This window comes from Chitinophaga niastensis (genome assembly GCF_003014755.1).
GTDB classification, from domain to species: Bacteria; Bacteroidota; Bacteroidia; order Chitinophagales; family Chitinophagaceae; genus Chitinophaga; species Chitinophaga niastensis.
In genome coordinates, this window is the sequence record NZ_PYAW01000001.1 from 976,257 (window position 1) to 995,499 (window position 19,243).

Annotated in this window: 14 protein-coding genes; 5 read left to right on the forward strand and 9 right to left on the reverse strand. The window is 42.7% G+C overall.

What is annotated here, in order from left to right:
- Positions 1 to 246 precede the first annotated feature (246 nt).
- Together CLV51_RS04175 and CLV51_RS04180 are read left to right on the forward strand one after the other, a co-directional pair.
- Positions 247 to 1,458, forward strand: a complete 1,212-nt coding sequence (locus CLV51_RS04175; protein ID WP_106526740.1) for a glycosyltransferase family 87 protein — start codon at positions 247 to 249, stop codon at positions 1,456 to 1,458.
- Positions 1,459 to 1,519: 61 nt separating this feature from the next.
- Positions 1,520 to 3,808 carry a GH92 family glycosyl hydrolase gene (locus CLV51_RS04180; RefSeq protein WP_245898613.1) on the forward strand — a complete coding sequence of 763 codons (2,289 nt, stop codon included), beginning with the start codon at positions 1,520 to 1,522 and terminating at the stop codon, positions 3,806 to 3,808.
- Positions 3,809 to 3,916: 108 nt separating this feature from the next.
- Here CLV51_RS04180 and CLV51_RS04185 read toward each other — a convergent pair whose 3' ends face one another.
- The 4 genes from CLV51_RS04185 to CLV51_RS04200 all read right to left on the reverse strand — a co-directional run bounded on the left by CLV51_RS04185 (position 3,917) and on the right by CLV51_RS04200 (position 8,754).
- Positions 3,917 to 5,005: a family 10 glycosylhydrolase gene (locus CLV51_RS04185; protein ID WP_106526741.1), complete on the reverse strand. Its 1,089-nt coding sequence runs from the start codon at positions 5,003 to 5,005 to the stop codon at positions 3,917 to 3,919.
- Positions 5,006 to 5,010: 5 nt separating this feature from the next.
- The gene (locus CLV51_RS04190; protein ID WP_106526742.1) at positions 5,011 to 6,138 is read right to left on the reverse strand and encodes a carbohydrate-binding family 9-like protein; all 1,128 of its coding nucleotides are present in this window, start codon (positions 6,136 to 6,138) and stop codon (positions 5,011 to 5,013) included.
- On the reverse strand, positions 6,107 to 6,511 hold the full coding sequence (locus CLV51_RS04195; RefSeq protein ID WP_106526743.1) for a GxxExxY protein: 405 nt from the start codon (positions 6,509 to 6,511) through the stop codon (positions 6,107 to 6,109). The genes CLV51_RS04190 and CLV51_RS04195 overlap by 32 nt, the downstream gene beginning before the upstream one ends.
- Before the next feature lie 194 nt (positions 6,512 to 6,705).
- Positions 6,706 to 8,754, reverse strand: coding sequence for a M13 family metallopeptidase (locus CLV51_RS04200; RefSeq protein ID WP_106526744.1), 2,049 nt, complete (start codon positions 8,752 to 8,754; stop codon positions 6,706 to 6,708).
- A gap of 152 nt (positions 8,755 to 8,906) precedes the next feature.
- Here CLV51_RS04200 and CLV51_RS04205 point away from each other — a divergent pair, with 152 nt between their 5' ends.
- The 3 genes from CLV51_RS04205 (at position 8,907) to CLV51_RS04215 (ending at position 10,763) form a co-directional block, all read left to right on the forward strand.
- Positions 8,907 to 10,091 carry a DUF5009 domain-containing protein gene (locus tag CLV51_RS04205; protein WP_106526745.1) on the forward strand — a complete coding sequence of 395 codons (1,185 nt, stop codon included), beginning with the start codon at positions 8,907 to 8,909 and terminating at the stop codon, positions 10,089 to 10,091.
- 157 nt (positions 10,092 to 10,248) lie between these two features.
- On the forward strand, positions 10,249 to 10,491 hold the full coding sequence (locus CLV51_RS04210) for a hypothetical protein (RefSeq protein ID WP_106526746.1): 243 nt from the start codon (positions 10,249 to 10,251) through the stop codon (positions 10,489 to 10,491).
- Positions 10,492 to 10,514: 23 nt separating this feature from the next.
- On the forward strand, positions 10,515 to 10,763 hold the full coding sequence (locus CLV51_RS04215; RefSeq protein ID WP_106526747.1) for a hypothetical protein: 249 nt from the start codon (positions 10,515 to 10,517) through the stop codon (positions 10,761 to 10,763).
- A gap of 3 nt (positions 10,764 to 10,766) precedes the next feature.
- Here the strand turns inward: CLV51_RS04215 and CLV51_RS04220 are convergent, their stop codons facing one another.
- The 5 genes from CLV51_RS04220 to CLV51_RS04240 all read right to left on the reverse strand — a co-directional run bounded on the left by CLV51_RS04220 (position 10,767) and on the right by CLV51_RS04240 (position 18,767).
- A complete protein-coding gene (locus CLV51_RS04220; RefSeq protein WP_106526748.1) occupies positions 10,767 to 12,656 on the reverse strand; it encodes a monovalent cation:proton antiporter-2 (CPA2) family protein in 1,890 nt (629 codons plus the stop codon).
- Position 12,657: 1 nt separating this feature from the next.
- Positions 12,658 to 13,263, reverse strand: coding sequence for an NAD(P)H-dependent oxidoreductase (locus CLV51_RS04225; protein WP_106526749.1), 606 nt, complete (start codon positions 13,261 to 13,263; stop codon positions 12,658 to 12,660).
- Between the two features lie 98 nt (positions 13,264 to 13,361).
- Positions 13,362 to 15,212 carry a chloride channel protein gene (locus CLV51_RS04230; protein ID WP_106526750.1) on the reverse strand — a complete coding sequence of 617 codons (1,851 nt, stop codon included), beginning with the start codon at positions 15,210 to 15,212 and terminating at the stop codon, positions 13,362 to 13,364.
- Positions 15,213 to 15,228: 16 nt separating this feature from the next.
- Positions 15,229 to 16,137 (reverse strand): transglutaminase domain-containing protein, encoded by a 909-nt coding sequence (locus tag CLV51_RS04235; RefSeq protein WP_106526751.1) that lies wholly within the window; start codon positions 16,135 to 16,137, stop codon positions 15,229 to 15,231.
- A 32-nt stretch (positions 16,138 to 16,169) separates the two neighbouring features.
- Positions 16,170 to 18,767 carry an NACHT domain-containing protein gene (locus CLV51_RS04240; protein ID WP_106526752.1) on the reverse strand — a complete coding sequence of 866 codons (2,598 nt, stop codon included), beginning with the start codon at positions 18,765 to 18,767 and terminating at the stop codon, positions 16,170 to 16,172.
- Positions 18,768 to 19,243: the final 476 nt, after the last annotated feature.

Here is a 19,243-nt window from a genome sequence, read left to right on the forward strand (position 1 = left end):
ATTATATAAATTTGAGGATAAGTGAATAAATCGGGATGCTATGTTATTATTTGTTGTGATTGCTTTAAGTTTGATATGCCTGGTTGTTGCAGGCGCTATAATGGCTATTAACAGCCATTCAAAACAATGGTCTGCTTCACAAGACTAAATAACCCCTAATAAATTATTGGTATAATAGGGGGAACTGCCACTGAGTTGCGTTATATCTGCATATTGTGGCTTTTAACCTGGAAGTAATCTATTGATATGCGCGAAAAAAGGAATGTGCTGACTTATCTGGCAGAAAAAGAATGGCTGATCATCAGTTTATGGTTTGGCTTGGCTTTTCTGGGCGCTATCGTTGAGAGTTCCAGGGGTAACATCAATAATTTTCTCATCTTTAAGAATGTATTCTTTCATGTGCTGCATCAGCAGCAGCTATATATACATTATCCGGCAGAATACTATGATGTAAACCTGTATGGGCCCGTGTTTAGTTTTATGATAGCCCCTTTTGCAGGATTTGAAAATCATCTGGGTGCTATGCTTTGGGCACTCTCCGGCGCTGCGGCCTTGTTTTACGCCATCCGGCAATTGCCACTCACCCGCATACAACAAAATATTATCCTCTTGCTCTGCTCTCAGGAATTGATGGGCGCCAGTGGCTGGTTTCAGCTGAATCAGTTTGTAGGAGCTTTCATTATACTCACCTTTACCGCCACTATTAAGGGAAAAGACCTCTGGGCGGCATTCTTTATTGTGCTGGGTACGCTTACCAAATTTTATGGTATAGTAGGACTGGCCTTTTTCTTTTTCAGCCCTAATCCAAGACGCTTTATAGCAGGACTATTTTTATGGGGCGGCGTGCTGTTTGCCCTGCCAATGATCATCTCCTCTCCTCAGTATATTATTAATTGCTATTATGAGTGGTTTGCCGCTATTGTTCATAAGAATGAGCTGAACGTAGGCGTTAATACATTATTCCAGGATATTTCTGCCGGAGGCCTGATCAAAAGGATATTTCATATCCCCTGGTTAAGCAATACTGCTGTGCTGATTCCTGCTTTCCTGTTGTTCCTGTTACAATATTCCAGGCTGGAATTTCGCTACAACTCGCGTTACCGCTTATATATCCTGTGTTCTACGCTCATGTTCCCTGTGCTTTTTAGCACCAGTTCTGAGTCGCCTACCTACATCATCGCCATTCCGGCTATTTGTATCTGGTATGTGATGCAGCCCGCTACGAAGTGGAATAATATATTTATCTTTTTCTCCATATTGCTGGTTAGTTTCTCTCATTCAGACGTTGTAACGCCTTGGGTAAGAACAAACCTGGCAGTGCCATACGCCCTGAAAGCCTTACCCTGTTTGGTATTATGGTTGATGATTGCGTACGATATCTTCACAAAGAAATTTTTGTTACAGAAAGCGAAGCCTATTGCGCCTATACCAAGTCTCCAAACTGTTAGCCATTTATAAAAAATAGCCAAAAAAGTAATAATCAGACCGTAAATTGCCAGATTATTAAAGGTTTTTGATTATGAAATCGGGATTCAAGATTGGCAGCGCATTCGCGTTATCTGCTGTGATGTTTAATAGCATCCAGGCAGATGCTCAAACAAAGGGGCCGGCAGCATCAGGCTTTGTGGAAAGTAAATCAGTAGCTTCTGTAGATCCGTATATAGGCTCTGGTGGCCACGGACACGTATTTTTAGGCGCCAGCGTTCCTTACGGCGCTGTGCAGGTAGGTCCTACTAATATTGTGAAAGGTTGGGACTGGTGCTCAGGCTATCATTACTCAGACAGCGTTGTCATCGGCTTCTCGCAGATGCACCTGAGTGGTACTGGTATCGGTGATCTGGGTGATGTACTCATGATGCCCTACACCGGCAAAGTAAGAACCAACAGAGGCACACAGGAAAATCCTACCTCCGGTTATGGCTCCCATTATTCCCATGCACGTGAAAAGGCCCGTCCGGGTTACTATTCCGTTCAGCTGGATGACTACAACATTAAAGTAGAACTCACTGCCTCCGAAAGAGTAGCTTTTCATAAATACACATTTCCTAAAGATCAACCATCCAACATCATCATCGACCTGAAAGAAGGTATTGGCTGGGATGCGCCTGTAGAAACATTTATCCGTCAGGTAGATGAATATACGCTTGAGGGCTACCGCTATTCCAAAGGCTGGGCCGAAGATCAACGGCTTTGGTTTGCTATCAAATCCTCTGTACCCGTAAAACAATTTATGGTGTTTGAAGGAGATGAGAAGAAAGACGGAAAATCTCTGAAAGCAAAAGAAGTAAAAGGTGTTATCTCCTTTGCTAAATCACCCGGACAGGTAATGCTGAAAGTAGGTGTATCACCTGTTAGCAGCGAAAATGCACTCGCTAATATCAATGCAGAAATACCAGGATGGGATTTTGCTAAAACTGTCAATAGCGCCAATGCTAAATGGGATAAGGAATTATCTAAAGTAAACATTGAAACAAAGGATGCTGCTGCACGTCGTGTATTCTACACAGCTATGTATCACACCATGATTGATCCGGCATTGTTCAACGATCATGATGGCAGCTACCGTGGCACCGATAAAAAAGTATATTCTAATCCGGGCTTCGATAACTACTCTGTTTTCTCGCTGTGGGATATTTATCGTTCCTGCGCACCATTGAGCACTATCCTGCATCCTGAAAAAGTGAACAGCTTTGTGAACTCAATGATCACCATCTACAAGCAACAGGGTAAATTGCCTATCTGGCCGCTGATGGGAAGCGAAACTAACTGTATGGTGGGCTACCACGCAGTACCTACCATTGTAGATGCTTACCTGAAAGGCTTTTCCGGCTTCAATGCAGAAGATGCATTTGCTGCTATGAAAGCTTCTTCTATGCGTGATGACCTCGGCGTGAAATACGTAAAGGAAAGAGGATATATTCCGGCGGATAAAGAATATGAATCTGTTTCCAAGGCGATGGAATATGCGATCGATGATTGGTGTATTGCAGCCATGGCAAAGAAAATGGGCAAGCAGGAAGATTACGAATACTATAAAAAACGCGCCGGCTACTACAAAAACTATTTTGATAGCACCATCAAATTTGTACGTCCACGTATGAGTGATGGCAGATTCAAAACACCATACGATCCATTCAACGCTATCCACGAGAAAGGCGACTTCACCGAAGGTAACGGTTGGCAGTACACCTGGCTGGTACCACAGGACGTAGAAGGTCTGATCAGTCTTATGGGAGGCGATGATGCCTTTACCCATAAGCTCGACAGCCTGTTCACCGCCAAAGGTGATATGGGTTCGCAAGCTTCCGATGATATCTCCGGATTGATAGGTATGTATGCCCACGGTAATGAGCCCAGTCATCACGTTACTTACATGTACGCTTTTGCCGGTAATCAATGGAAAACTGCTGAAAAGGTAAGACAGGTAATGAAAGAATTTTATTTCGATAAACCTGAAGGTCTTGCTGGTAACGAAGATTGCGGTGCAATGTCATCCTGGTATGTGTTTTCCGCTATGGGCTTCTACCCTGAAAACCCCGCCAGTGGTGTATATGTATTAGGTAGCCCGCTGTTTGATAAAACAACAGTGAAAGTTCCTGGTGGCAAAACCTTTACAGTACAAGCTATCGGCAACAGTGCCGAAAACATCTATATCCAAAGTATCGTGCTTAATGGAAAGCCTTACAGCAAAAGCTTTATCACGCATAAGGATGTTGTGAAAGGTGGTACTATGGTGATTAAGATGGGCAACAAACCTAATTATAACTTTGGTAAACTGTTAGCAGACAGACCTAAGAATATATTATAAATGTCTGAACTGTGATTTTTGTGATTAATATGATTATCCTGATGAGCGGAGATATTCGCGGATATCATCGCTCATCAGGATAATCATATTAATCACAAAAATCACAGTTTAGCTTTCGCCCAATACCCGCAATACTTCTGGCGTTACTTCCCCAAAAATGGAAACCCCTGCAGCGCCATTCTGTATAGCTAATCTCACTGCTTCTGCCAGATCAGTACTGTTGCCATGAAAATCAGGTAAATAAAGCCCTGCATACAGTGGGAACGCACCATGTAATCCTTTCACGCCTTCTGCTACGGCATCTCCTATCCAGCTTATATTTTCGCGGTAAAACCCATGATAGATCATAGGGCACACTGCATCCAACGGCCAGTTGGTCCAGTCCTGACGAACAATACGTTTAGCTATTTCGGGTGTAGGAAATACAGCTGCTGAAATAGGCTTTTTATGTTGTTTGGCTACCTGCGCCAGGTTATTTACTACATTGGTAATACGATCATAGCGGAACTTGCGCCAGGAAGGGCTTTGATCGGGGTGTTCTATCTGTAGCGGGTCTACACCACTCTTCTCTTTATAGGCACTGCGGCATTGCTCACAATAACAGAAATCGTATTCCGGTAATTCTTTAGATTGATCAATACCGTAATGACTCCATAAGTTCACAGGTAATATTACATCGCAGTAGCGTACATAATCCAGGTGGATGCCATCAACGTAGTCCAGTGAAAGGGCCTTTTCCACTTGTGCCTTCAGATAGTTCACTACTTCCGGTTTGCTGGGGCACAACCATCTGTAATAATCAACATAAGGCGGATGATTGGCACAGGACTCACCTTTCCGGTTTTGTGCATACCATTCAGGATGACTTGCCAGCAACTCTTTTTCTCCGCGGTTCATCGTCCATATCCAGCGATGAGCCTTGATACCATTAGCTTTGGCCGTTTTGAAATGTATTTCACTATCGGCTTCAAACATGATATCAGTAATGCCGGCTTTTCTGTAAGCAGCGTACCGTGTTTGCAACACTGCCGCGGTATCCTTATGATCAGGATTAATCCACACGCGGTGTTGTACTAAATTTTTTTCCAGCGTCTGCACTTTCTTTACAGCTGCTACTGCGGCACTGGCTGGTAGCGTTGGTTTTACCAGGGCTAAACCACCAATGCCCAATGATTTAATAAAAAGACGTTTATCCATACCCGTTATTTTCTGTCACTATAAATTTTACCTTCCTGGTTAATGTTCAGCGAACCATTAAAACTATTTCCTGATACTTTCGCATTGAACTGTGAAGTGATCCCTTCCATCTGTAACGTATACATCTGTCCGTTTGCAGCTGTTTGTTTAGCCGGTATATTCAATGCCTGTAAAGTAGCGGCATACCTGCCATGTGCTTGTCTGTATTGTTGTTGCTGATGATAGATGAGCCACAGATATTGTTTTGCCTCTTCTGTTGCCGGCATTTGAAACGTTACATTATTGCTGCCGGCCGGACTATTGGTAAACAAAAGATATCCCCATCTTTCCGGTGCATGCATATTAATAATTCCTTGTGGCGACCATACCCAGTTATGTTCCGGCTTACGCTGTTTTACATATTTACCATTTTGTATATCGGTATCCCACTCAACCCTTGAAAAATTAATTCGCCAGATGCTATTGTCAGCGGGCCTTATAGCGTCATTAAAAAACCGCAGGGCACTAAAAGGGATGGCCATTTCCACGGTCCATTCTTTATCGGTATCTCCGGGATTATTAATTGTACCATTCACATGTACGGCGGTACGTATCCCTTTGGTATCCCAGTTGAGTAAGGCCAAACCTCCATTGCGATAAGGCTTGTTCATGAAGAGATCCATTACTGTATTCAGGGCATTGATCTCTATCTCATAATACTGATGCGTATCTCCATCCGGATCAATAAATACTTCAAAATCATTATCCTGAAAAATAATCGCGTCGTGATCCTTCAAAGTGCCCCATACATGAGGCTCCTGTAAGGTAGCAGCAATATATAAGTATTGTTGGTTCCAAAGCATTTTCAGTCGTGTACGTAATGATGGTGCGGGTTTAGCATCTCCTTCAATATCTTTAAAATCGGCTGACCAGCTCACCTGTTGCCACGCAGCCTCATCCATTTTTCCATCAATGATGATACTATCATTTGTATGGTAGCATACATAATTTTGTGGTGTGCCGGTAAACGGGCGGAATGATTCTGAGAACGTTTGCGCGGAGGCAGTCTGAACTGTGATTATTATGATTAAGATGATTATCCTGATTGTGTGGATGATTACATTATAGTGATAATTTTTTGTTGAATTTAGCATTGCTGACACGTTTATACTCTAGGCTTTTGGCTCCAAAATTAATAAGTAATCCTATTTCTATGTTATAGGCCTCAAGATAATTAATAGTTTGAGCAAGATGAACATCTTCTGTTTTTATCAATGCTTTTAATTCAACACATACTGTTCCTTCTACTAAAAAATCAGCTCTTCGGCCGCCCACTTGTTGATCTCTGTAATAAACGGGCATATCCTTTTCTCTTTCAAATAAGATTCCGCTTTCACTCATCTCTATTGCTAATGCTCTTTGGTAAATAACCTCTTGAAATCCATTTCCAAGGGTATTATGTACTCTCATGGCGCATCCTATTATTTTACTCGTGAGTTCAGAATGGCTATAATTAGTATTAATCATGGCGCGATGGGTTGGTTAAGCAAACAAATAAATACAAACAATGAAACTAAAATAAACAATATACCAGAAAATGAAATAAAGTATTTTATAATTAACCTGATAAGCAGAAATCAAAGTAAAATATCAAATATCAAACGTCAATCTTCGCTCATCAGGATAATCATATTAATCATAATAATCACAGTTCAGACAATCTACCAAATCCTCACTCTCGCACTATCTGCTCTATACATTCCATCTCCTGGTTTTACGCTATACACTTCATAAAAAGCATCTACATCGCTGAACGGTCCGTTCACCCTGAATTTTGCAGGGGAATGTACATCCGTTAATACAGCTTTTGCTAAGGCTTCTTTTTTAGTATGGCTTAACCATCCTAAAGAGTAGCCCATGAAATACCGCTGTGATGGTGTATATCCGGCGATCTTGTCTCCTTTTTTGAACTGCGCTGTTTTCTTGAAAGCATCCCATCCAAGCAGGATTCCACCAAGATCGGCAATGTTTTCACCGAGGGAGGCCTGACCATTTATGTGTAAACTATCAACCACTATATAACTGTTGAATTGTCTAACCATAACGGCTGCACGCTGATTAAATTTAGTTTCATCATCTTTTGTCCACCAGCTTTTTAAATTACCGGCAGCATCAAACTGACGGCCCTGATCATCAAATCCATGAGTGATTTCATGACCAATAGTAGAAGCGCCGGCATAGCCATATACAACCGCATCATCCAGTTCTTCGTCGCGTTTGCCGGGAACAGTGAAGATGCCGGCAGGCAATACAATTTCGTTGTTGCTGGGATTGTAGTAAGCGTTGTATGTTTGCGGAGTCATATCCCATTCGGTACGATCTACCGGTTTTCCTAGTTTGTTTATTTCGTAGTTATGCCACCAGGTCCTTGCTGCGGCTACGTTTTCCGGATAAGATAATGATTTGATATCCATCGCAGAAAAATCTTTCCACTTGTCAGGATAACCAACTTTTTTTGTGATTTTAGATAATTTAAACAGCGCCTTTTGTTTGGTGCTGTCACTCATCCACTCAAGATGTTCGATGCGGGTTTTTAATGCACCGCGAATATCTTCTACCAGTGCTTCATATCTTTTTTTGGCAGTAGCGTTGAAAAATTCTTTTACAAATAATTGTCCGAGTGCTTCACCCATCGCTCCTTCTTCTGCATCCAGTACACGTTTCCAGCGAGGCTTCTGTTTATCCTGACCTCTCATTAAGGTACCATAAAATGCGAAGGAGGTATTAGCAATGGTATCGCTGAGTTGCTGGGCATTGCTGTTGATCAGGTGCCATTTCAGGTAGTTTTTCCAGGTTGCCAGTGGTTGCGATTTGATCGCATTACTCAGTGCAGTATAAAATTCAGGCTGACCAACAATCACTGTATCTGCGTTGCCCTTGATCCCTTGTTGTTTAACGAAGTCTACCCAATCGATATTACCGGCAATTTTGTTTAGCTGGGTAATGGCCATCTTGTGGTAGTTAGCTTCCGGATCGCGGAGTGCTTCCAGTTTGCGGCTGGATTTTGCGAGCATGGTTTCCAGCGCTACAACTTCGGTGGCGGCCGTTTTGGCGGCGTTGCTGTCAAGGCCGGTGAACTGCAGCATCTTAGCCACGTGACCAGGATATAACTGTCTTATTTTAGCGGTGCGATTGTCTGTGTTGAAGTAGTAGTCGCGGTCAGGCAGGCCCAGTCCGCCCTGGTAGAATTGCAGGGCCATCGCATCACTGTTTTTGGCATCCTGCGCTACATACAGGCCGCACATGGCGCCGGTAAATATATTTTGTTTGGCTGCCAGTTGTATCAGTTGTTGTGCAGTGGTAACAGCATCAATGGCTTTGAGATCTGCTTCAATTGGTTTGATGCCATCTGCATTGATGCGAATGGAATCCATACCACTTTTCCAGAAAGCGGCTATTTTATGAGAGATAGGATCAGTGGGGGTTTCCACTGCTTTTTCATTGATGATACGCAGCCGTTTGTACAGTTCTTCCTGTACCAGGTTGCCGATACCCCAGGAACTGTATTCAGGAGGAATAGGGTTGCGTTTGATCCAGCCGCCGTTGGCGTATTCAAAAAAATCCTGGGTAGGATTCATAGTGCTGTCCACCAGGGAAGCTACTGCATCAGGGGTTGGGGAGGTTGCGTCCACCTTTTTCTCTCCCTGGTTACAGGCTGAGAAACAGGCTATGGTGGCTATACCTACACCGGTTAGCATGAATTTTATCATAAGCTGTAGAGATTTTTGTTAGCCACCGGAAGGTAATTATTTTTCAGCATAGCAACCATTAAAATGGGCTTAACAACATCAGGATAAATTGACAGGAATCACATTTTAATATTGTATTTTGGTACATTGTCAACTGATCACCCTTCCTCCTTATGATTAATAAATTAACGACTGGCCGCATTTTATCTATCGATGCTTTCCGTGGCATTACTATTCTTGTAATGATTTTTGTGAACAGCGTAGCGGGTGTACAGGGTATTCCTTCTTGGATGCAGCATGCACATGCGGATGAGGATAGAATGACCTTTGTGGATGTGGTGTTTCCGGCTTTTCTGTTTATTGTAGGCATGTCTATTCCATTTGCTGTCAATAGCCGCCTGGCGAAGGGCGATAGCTTCTGGCAGTTACAAAAACATATTGGATGGCGTAGCCTGGGATTGTTGGTGTTGGGTGTTTTTATGGTGAATGCAGAAGAGGTGAATGCCGCTGCTACAGGTATGAATGCTACGTTGTGGGCATTGTTATTTTACGTTTGTGTGATCCTGGTATGGAATGTATATACCTTTAGGCAGCAGTGGATTTCCTGGTGTTTCAAAGGAACAGGTATTGCCGGATTACTTGTATTGGGATGGCTGTACCATGGCGGTGACGGAAGCGAACGTTTAAGTCCTCATTGGTGGGGTATCTTAGGCTTAATAGGATGGGCATATCTATACGCCTGTATTATTTACCAGTTGTTCAAAGGGGTTGCTGCTGCTTATATGTTCATGATCGCAGTATGTATTGGGTATTATATTTTATGTCAGCAACCGTTTATGCATCAGGGTGAGTGGAGTTGGCTGGCATCACAGGGTGTTAATGCCGCGCATACTTCCATCGTATTATCCGGTATGGTATTAACATTATTTTATTTTGATGAAGACCTTGGCCTGAGAGGTAGTAAACTGTTTGCGCGTGTAACAGGATTTTTGGTAATCCTGCTCATCGCCGCTGTTAACTTGCGTCCCCGGTATCAGATCTCAAAAATACATGCAACTCCCAGCTGGTGTTTGTATAGTGCAGTCATTTGCGTTGCCGTGTTTTCTCTTTTATATTTTTTGATAGATGTAAAACATCTCAGTAAATGGACTTCCTTTTTCCGCCCTGCGGGATCTAATCCTTTGCTGACCTACATCTTGCCAGATATTGTTTATTATCTTATGATATTGTTGAGAATCAGTTTGCCGCCTGTACTAGGTGCGGGATTACCGGGTATTATCTGGTGTGCCTGTTTTGCGGTGGCCATGTTATTTATAGTAAAGGGATTAAACAAACTCCGTATTCGTCTGCAACTGTAACTATCTCACACAATCTTCCGTTATATATCGCGTAAAGTAGAACAATATCTACATGAAATACATCTTAAGAGCTGTGTTTTACGTAGATATGTTGATGGCCTGTGTTTTGCCATCATTCCATGTGTACATATATTTTTATCCCAAAATAGTTCCCCTCATGAAAAAAATAGCAGTTGTATTGGTGTTAGCAGGAGTGATTTTAGCTATCTTAGCGCAGTATGCCTTAACCAACGACTGGATGTGGTTCAAAGTATTCCACACCCTTGGTTTTATTGGCTACATATTTATCATCAGTGGTCTTGCTTATTTTTCCCTGTGGTTTATTCATCAGCTTTCGCGTGATGAAAAGAACAGGATCAAACGCTACTATCATCAGCAGCACAATGAAACAGAAGGATAACAGCCACGCAACGATAGCGTAATATGTCAGATATTTTCACCCTCAAGTTTGAGTATAAAGGTCATCCTCATATACTGGAAGTGCATACTGCACACCAGCAATATAAAACAGTGTATAAAGTAGATATTGAGGAACACGAAATCACTTATGAGCCCGATGAAGAGGGCTATGTACGCGCTGTTTCAAGTAAACCCCTGCACGACCATTTACATGCAGTAGATGTAGAATTATTGCACCGTGTGGCGGAACTCATCATTGAGCATATTCAGTAGTGGCTACTTCTCCTTTTCTCCCCTGATTTCATCACGTATTGTTTCAGGGTCCCATCCCTGACCCTCATCCAGCCAGGTTTTCACGCGGTCGGAAGCAATGAGCTTTTCCATTTCTTCAATACGTTCTTTCATAGAATTGATATATTGTTTTTTATCGTCACGTAATGCGGACAATCCTTTCAGCGTCTGTTCATCCTGCCGGAAAAAAGTATGGGCAGCACGTTGACTTCTATAGGCCCTGCCACCCAGCATACGCAGTGCATCCACGCCTAATCGCAGAGAGGTATCTACTGTTTCACGATAAATATGTAATACACCCAAATCCATCAGTTCAAAAGTGTCTTCATTATTTTCTGATCTCACCAGCAATTGCAGGTGCGGAAAATAACGTTGCGCCATGACAACTATTTCGCGGGTTTGTTCTGCATGGTCTGTTGCGATGATCAGCATTTTAGCATCTGCTGCACCGGCTGCCGCCAGTAAATCATATCGGGAAGCATCGCCATAATACACTTTGATACCCAGGTTGTGCAAAGCATCTACCCGGTCTGAGTCGAGATCCAGGATGGTGGCCTTTACGCCGTTGGCACGCAGGAAACGTCCTGTCATACTACCAAAGCGGCCAAAGCCTGCTATTATCACCGCATTTTTTTCGTTTATCTCATCCGCGTCCCTTTCGGCCGTTACTTCAGATCTTGTAAAATAAGGTTGTATCACTTTCTCATACAGCAGCATGATCAATGGCGTGAGTGCCATACTAATGGCTACCACAGCGGTCATCATAGCAGTCATTTCACCGCTCAGCAGCCGCGTTTGATTAGTAAATGATAATAACACAAATGCAAATTCACCTATATCTGCTAAAGCAAAAGCAAACAGCAAATTTTGATCAGTACTGAGTTTAAATATCTTTCCCAGTACCAGTAATATTACTCCCTTGATGGCCATAATACCCACTACCAGACCCATTATTACCCATGGCTGCTCAAAAATTAATTTGAAGTCAATGGAAGCGCCAACAGCAATGAAAAACAGACCTAATAACAAACCTTTGAAAGGTTCAATATCGCTCTCCAGCTCATGCCGGTATTCACTGTTGGCCAGTACCACCCCACCCAAGAACGCGCCCAGTGCGGAACTTAAGCCTACCAGGTTCATTAGTACCGCAATTGCAATTACCATCAGCAATGCAGTAGCAGTAAACAATTCGCGTACGCGGGTACGTGCTATCACCCGCATAATAGGACGCACCAGGTATCTGCCGGCAATGATAATAGTGGCTACTGCGCCGAGCACCACCAGTGTTTGTCCCCATCCGGGTAAGTTATCTCTCAGGGATGGTGCATGTGTAGCGGCATCCGGCATAGCATTACCTGCCACCAGCAAAGGAAATATCGCCAGCATAGGGATAACAGCGATGTCCTGAAATAATAACACCGAAAAGGCGCTTTGGCCCGCAGCGGTACCCATCCACCCTTTTTCATTCAACGTTTGCAGTACAATAGCAGTGGAAGAAAGCGAGAGGATCATACCCAGTGCCAGTGAAGTATTCAGCGGCTGGCCTATCCAAAAGGCAATTGCTGCAATCGCCGCTGCACTCAGTATTACCTGCAGTCCTCCCAGCCCCAGGATGGACGCCCGTAAACGCCATAAGAGCGCAGGTTCCAGCTCCATGCCTATTAAAAATAACATCATCACCACCCCAAATTCAGCGAAGTGCATGATATCTTCTCCCTCACTGCCTATGAAACCTAATACAGAAGGGCCTATGATAATACCTGCTATCAGATAGCCAAGTACTGCCCCCAGCCCCATTTTTTTTGCCAGCGGCACAAATACGATGGCCGCGGCCAGGTACACCATCGACTGAAAAAGCAAAGAATGTTGGTCCATATTATCTGGTTTGAGCAGGAAGATGTAGGATTTGGTTCATATACTCCAATTTAGGTAATGGAGAAAGGTCAAAACGCTCGTCACGCAATAGTTCCAGCACATGCCCCAGTTGTTGTGCCTGTTCTTTTATATCCAGCGTATCCATCCGGTGTACACCAAAAATCACATAGGGTGCTGCATATTGCATATTGCACAACAACGCAGTTTGTATAAAAGGCAGTAAAAAGTCATGCACCGTATGCGCATGATGTCCTTGCGGATGGTAAGCACCTTCTTGTCCACCTGTAGAAATAATATTGCTGAAATACTTGCCCTGTAAGGCTTTCCCGGTATGTCCATATGCCCAGCCGTGTTCCAGCACCAGGTCTATCCACTGTTTTACAATAGCCGGTGCACTATACCAGTAAAAAGGATGTTGCATTAATATGATATCATGTTGCTCCATTAACTTTTGCTCACGTGCTACATTGATATCCAGATCCGGATACTGCTCATACAGGTCATTAAAAGTGATGCCTGGTATACCTTTTATGGTTTTCAGCAATTGGGCATGTACCCTGGATTTTTCCAGCGCAGGATGCGCAAAATTGATCAATACTTTAGCCATGAATAAAAAAATTACGAATTACGAATTGCGAATTACGGATCGAAGCGATCTTCGCTTATAATCGTAATTCCCAATTCGTAATTCGTAATTAATTTAACTCATCCCTCTGAATATTCCTGTAATAATAATCTGTATTTATTAAGAATGCTTGATTTGGAGATAAAACCAATCAGCCGCTTATCCTGTACCACCGGCAAATTCCAGGCATGTACATCATCAAATTTTTTGATTACGCCGTTAATGTTCTCTTTTAAATGAACCACTGCCGCAGGTGCCTGCATCAGTTTTTTTACGGTAACAGTATCATACAGCTCCGGGTTAAACATAATGGGCCTGATATCATCCAGTGTAATAATGCCTTCAAAAAGTTGCTGCTCATTTATTACCGCAATAATGTTTCTGGTGCCTTCTTTTACCAGTTCTATCAGCTGTCGCAGCGTGGCATCAATACTGATTACCTGCACATCCTTTTCTACCAGGTCTTCCATTTTCAGGAGCAGGAGAATATTTTTATCGTGCGCACGTGTAAATATTTTTCCATCTTTTGCCAGTTCTTTAAGTTCCGGAGAGATAGGAGAAAACCATTTTGCCAGCAGGAAAGAGATGGTAGATACAATCATCAGGGGGATGAACAGATCATAACCCGAACTGGATTCAGCAATCAGGAAGATAGCAGTGAGCGGTGCGTACATTACACCGGCCATCACGCCAGCCATTCCTACTATTACCAGGTTGGTAACAGGGATATCAGTAATACCCAGCTGTTGACATAACATAGCAAAGAAAAATCCCAGGAAGCCACCTGCAAATAAAGAAGGAGCAAAGTTACCACCATTACCACCACTCTGGATAGTAATAGAGGCAGCAAATGCTTTCAGTAAACAGATACAACCGGTGAACACCAGTATCATCCAGCTTTGTATGGGAAGATAGCGGAAGAAACTGTTTTGCAAAATCGTTTCACCGTTGCCGTTAGCCAATGACTTCACGCTGGTGTAGCCCTCACCAAATAATGGCGGCAACACTACGCAAAGGGCTGATACCAGTAAGCCACCCAGCATGGCTCTTCGTAGTGCGCTCCACTTCAGGTGATGAAAAAAATGCTCCACCTTCTGTGAGATTACCACATAATAACGGGCATACAATCCGCTCAACAGCCCAAGAATAATATAATAAGGAAGATTACGATAGTTAAAGGCAACACGGGTTTCAAAATGGAATAATGCTTCTTCCTGCAAAATAATTTTAGATAGCAGGCTGCCGCAAACTGCTGCCACCACTAATGGCATGAAATCGGAAAATACCACACCGGTTAAAAGGATTTCAAAAGCAAACATCATCCCTGCAATGGGGGCATTAAAAGCTGCTGCAATACCAGCGGTAGCGCCGGCAGCCAGTAATAACGTACGTTCTTTATATCCCAGATTGTAAATCCGGGCAAAATTGGACCCAAGTGCTGCTCCCGTTACTGCTATGGGGCTTTCCAAACCCGCCGATCCTCCCAAACCCACAGTGATAGCGCTTTGCAGTACCTGTGAATACATTTTTACCGGCGGTATCAAACTGGAATTCTGTGCGATTTCGTGTAATATGGCGGGGATCCCCTTTCTGGACTGACCTTTGAAAAACCAGATCACCATCAGGGTCGTTAAAACAATACCCAGAAAAGGAAAGACGATATAAAAGATTACCTGTGTGCTGAAATGTACTTTATAAGTGATAAAGTAATGGATGTAGTGAACCAGCATTTTTAAAATTACGCCTGCAATTCCGGCGGTACAGCCCACTATAATACCAGATAGCAGGAGGAACTGGTTCCTGTTCATTTTACTGTGCAGCCAATGTATAATCAGTTCATAGCTCCTGGCCTTCTTCATACTATACTTCTCGAAATCCTTTTTAAATCGGAAGAAGCTATGGTATTTCCGGATGCGGTTAAATTGACTCATTAGGCAAATTTAGGGATCAGAGCTCAATCAATGCGTAAACTTTATCATTCATATAAGGTCCGCCAGGGTGACGGGCAGTGTAATCAAGGTTAATCCAATACTCCCCTTTGAGCTCATGATAATATATTTCTTTTACTACCGGCCTCGGGAAAAGCGTTACTATGGCCTGTTTCATGATTTCGAAATCTGCGCGGTCGCCGCAGTACAGTTCCGGATACGCATGTCCTTTCACCAGCACAATACGGCATCGCGCGCCAATTGATTGCAAACAGGACACCATTAATATAGAGTGATCATCACAATCACCACCTAAACCGTTTTGTATGGTTTCCTGTGGTGTGGCAAAATATTCATCACGCCGGGAGTCCAGCACATATTTAAACTGGTTGTTGATAAAGCGGAACAAGGATAGGAACCGTGTTATCTTACCATATTTATAAAAATATTCATCGTAATGGTCGAGGGAATGTTTTACAGAAAAGTTGCGTACCACAGAATCCTGGAAGTTAATTTTTTCCCGGATGCCCCTTACCGTTTTATCCCGGTAACTCTCTACCCGCCTGGGGTACAGACTGAGGATATCCAGCTGTTTGCTGTCTTTGGCTCCCCAATTTCCCTGTACCATACCTTTGTAGTCGTTGAGTACATTGGTGAAAGTATAGCGGTCGGAATATTTATTAATCAGCAGCAGGCCGCATACCAGCAAAAAGACAGGAATAATAAGTGGTCTGAATATCCAACGGAAGAGATATATAAGGAGAAAGCTGATAATGACAGATACACCCAGATCTACATGCCAGCCATTTGCTACAAGGGGAGGTACAAAGCGGTTGATGTAAGGCGCAAGTAGCAATAATGTCAACAGGCTCAATAAGTTGAGCAATGATTTTTGCGCTGCGGTGTATTTGCTTTCATCAATGGCCATTACGTATGCAATAAAGCAAAATTATGCCATAATCATCTTGCAAAATTAGAAACCGCCTGTTTAAATGAAGTACTTTTTCTGATGAGTTCTATTTGTTGGAGATTATCATTTTTCTGTTTATCCATTTGCAGTTGCTGATAAATTTTGTTGAGTAAGCCAAAATTCATCAGGGCAAGTACTTTGAAATCCAGCTTCTGTGCATTTTCCACGGCTGTTTCAGCGGTACGGATAGCTTTGTTGAATTCGTGTTCACTAAAATAAACACTGGCATGCAACATCTTTTGTACAGATTCCAGGTATTTGCCTCCAAAATATTCAACAGAATATTTTTTGATTACCTGGTCTGTATGTCTGCAAATGCGTTCCGCAGATTTGGTGTTGCCTAATCCGAGGTAAGCCTGCGCCTGCCAGCATAATAACATAAGCCGCAATGAATCCGTTTTGCGATGTTGTAGCGAAGGATAGGATTCAAAAATGCGGGTGGTGAAAGTCAGCAGGTGTTCATTATCTCCCAGCAGGGTAAATACAAGACCCATATTACGGAACACAATTTCCTGTGGTACAGACATCGGTTTTTTCCCTCTTCCGCCCCAGTAACGGAAGTAATTGTAAATTTTCTCACGGATGTCTTCATTGATGATGCCAAACTTGAGAAATTCGTAGATAAACAGCTGTATTTCATATGGACTTACCCACAGCTCTTCTTCAAATTCTTCCGCAGTATATATCTTTTTAATATTATTCAGCTCCTGTTCACATTGCTCTGCATCTAACTGTAGCAGGGCCATGGTAAATAGTTTACTTCTGATCTTCAGCTTGTCTTCGCGGGCTTCTGCCAGGCCTAGCAAGGCTGTCAGCACTTTTCGTTTTCGGAAATGAATGAATTCATCGCTGATAAAAGGACTGATCGGATTTTTTTTGAAGAATCCTGCCGGGAAGATGGATTTGAGTTCACCTTGATTATTGCCGTCGTGCTGATAGTGTAATACCAGGTATTCCAGCAGGTGCGATTTTTCAATATTGCTCAGCGGCAGATGCAACATTTTAATGATGCCATCTATTTGGGCGTGATTGATGGCGTAGCGGAGCAGCCATCTGAATACGCCTATTCTGTAAGGTGACTGTGGCAGATGATCCAGTATCTTCATCAATAACTGTTCATTGATCTCCTGTTCATTTTTTTGCAGATAGTGCATTGCCACAAAATATTCCAGCAACATAGTGTGGGCAAACCGCACCTTTACATGAAACATAATTTCCTGGCTCAGGTTTTCTTCTACCAATATATTATCTGCCAGTAATTCTTTATATGCCGGAAAGAGGTCTGCATTTTGATTCAGGAGCAGGTGTTTATCTGTATAGATTCCTCCCCTGCCCAGGTCCAGTAAAACCAGCAGTTTCTCTATGATCTTTATTTTAAATGAATTGCTTTGTGCATTGAACACCCGGTTTTGAATGAACCGGGAAACAATCTCGAACAAGCTGAGATGTTCATCAACAAAAGTTTGATCGGGGCCGGTATTCAGCTGGCAAAACAACTGGAGATAGTAAGGATGCCGGAGCTTCTGTAAAAAGTTCTCTGAAAACAGTCTTACCGTTGCCGGATCAAACTGGTGATTGTACAGAATGGACTTCACTTCCTGTTCTGTCAGTTGCGGCATGTTAATATTGGTTTCCTCGTCCATTTCTGCGCCGAGATACCAGTAACGTCTGAAAGCGGGGTATTGCTGGGAATGCTGGAATATTTCCGCCCAGGTACTGCTGCGGATGGAGAGTATCACTTTCACCCAGGGGTAAAGATCGTTGGAGTATACGAAGTCCTCCAGTTTAGAATAAAGGAGGCGAAGTTTTTCTCCGGCTACTGCAATTTCATCAAACCCGTCTATTATTAATATAAGGCGTCCGCCTTTTTTATCGAAGTGACTGGAGAAGTATTCCCGGAAGTTTTCGCCATTACCCAGGTTCATTTGGTTATCCAGCCAGGTAGATAGGGAGAAGCCTTTCAATAGCAGGCTGCCGGCAGCATGTGCATGTATAAACCAGCATACATCTTGTTTATACCGGGCTTCCTTCCCGAACCAGAAATGTTCGGCCAAATGTACGAGTGACAATGATTTACCCCATCCTGATGGGGCAATTAACGCAGTAGCTGCATAGTCACTTTCCAGGAATTTTTCAATGTGTGCATTGCAGAATGGGCGATGCACTGTATAGGGGAAGGCAATTCCCGACCGGTTTTTGAGGGTAAGCATGGTGTAATGGGAAACCGCGTCGGCTTTGGTTTTGAGGCCTGCCCATTTACCATTATCTACCGGAGCGGCTACAGTAGTAGTTGCTGATGATGGTGTAGCTGTATTCAGCTGTCTGTAATGATGTTGTTGAAAATCCTCCCAGTCTTTATACTGGCAATATTGGGAAAGGGTGTTCAATGTGTATCTGGAGAAGCTGTGTTGAGCCACGGCAAATCCAAACACCCTTTTGAGCGTAGTTTCGCTCACCAGTTTCGTGGTGTCATCCAATATGGACTGAGAGAGATGTTTGCAATCTCCTGGTAACATGACTTCAACACCAAACCTGCGCAAAACTTCATTTTGCAGGGTTATGATAAAGTCATAGGATAGATCAATCATAGGGGACAGTAAATGGATTTTCGAATTGTCGGTACTTTTTTAATTACGTATGCTTCAGTGGTTTAGATTTTCAAAAGTGCGAATGAACAAAATGAACAGACGGCATTATGTCGAATTATATATATAAATATAAATAATAGATTATGATTTTTATGATAATTTAGAAAGGAGTATCATATATAAATATTAGACTGACAATATAATATTAATATATGGTGAATAATGCGATAATATTTCACTTTAAGAAAAAGCTGGAGATAAAAAAGATGAATATTTTTTGATGTGCTCGCTTAAAACAGCAAAATTTCCTTGTTTTTTTGGTTTTACACCCATTTTTTCCTGCTTTTTGAAAATTGTTCATTCATAACCATAATTGAACAAAATGAACAAGAAATAAACAAACTGAACAAACTGCTTTTTATAAATAGAATGAACAAAAAGACCCATCCATAAATCCCCCCTTCCATCTACATTCG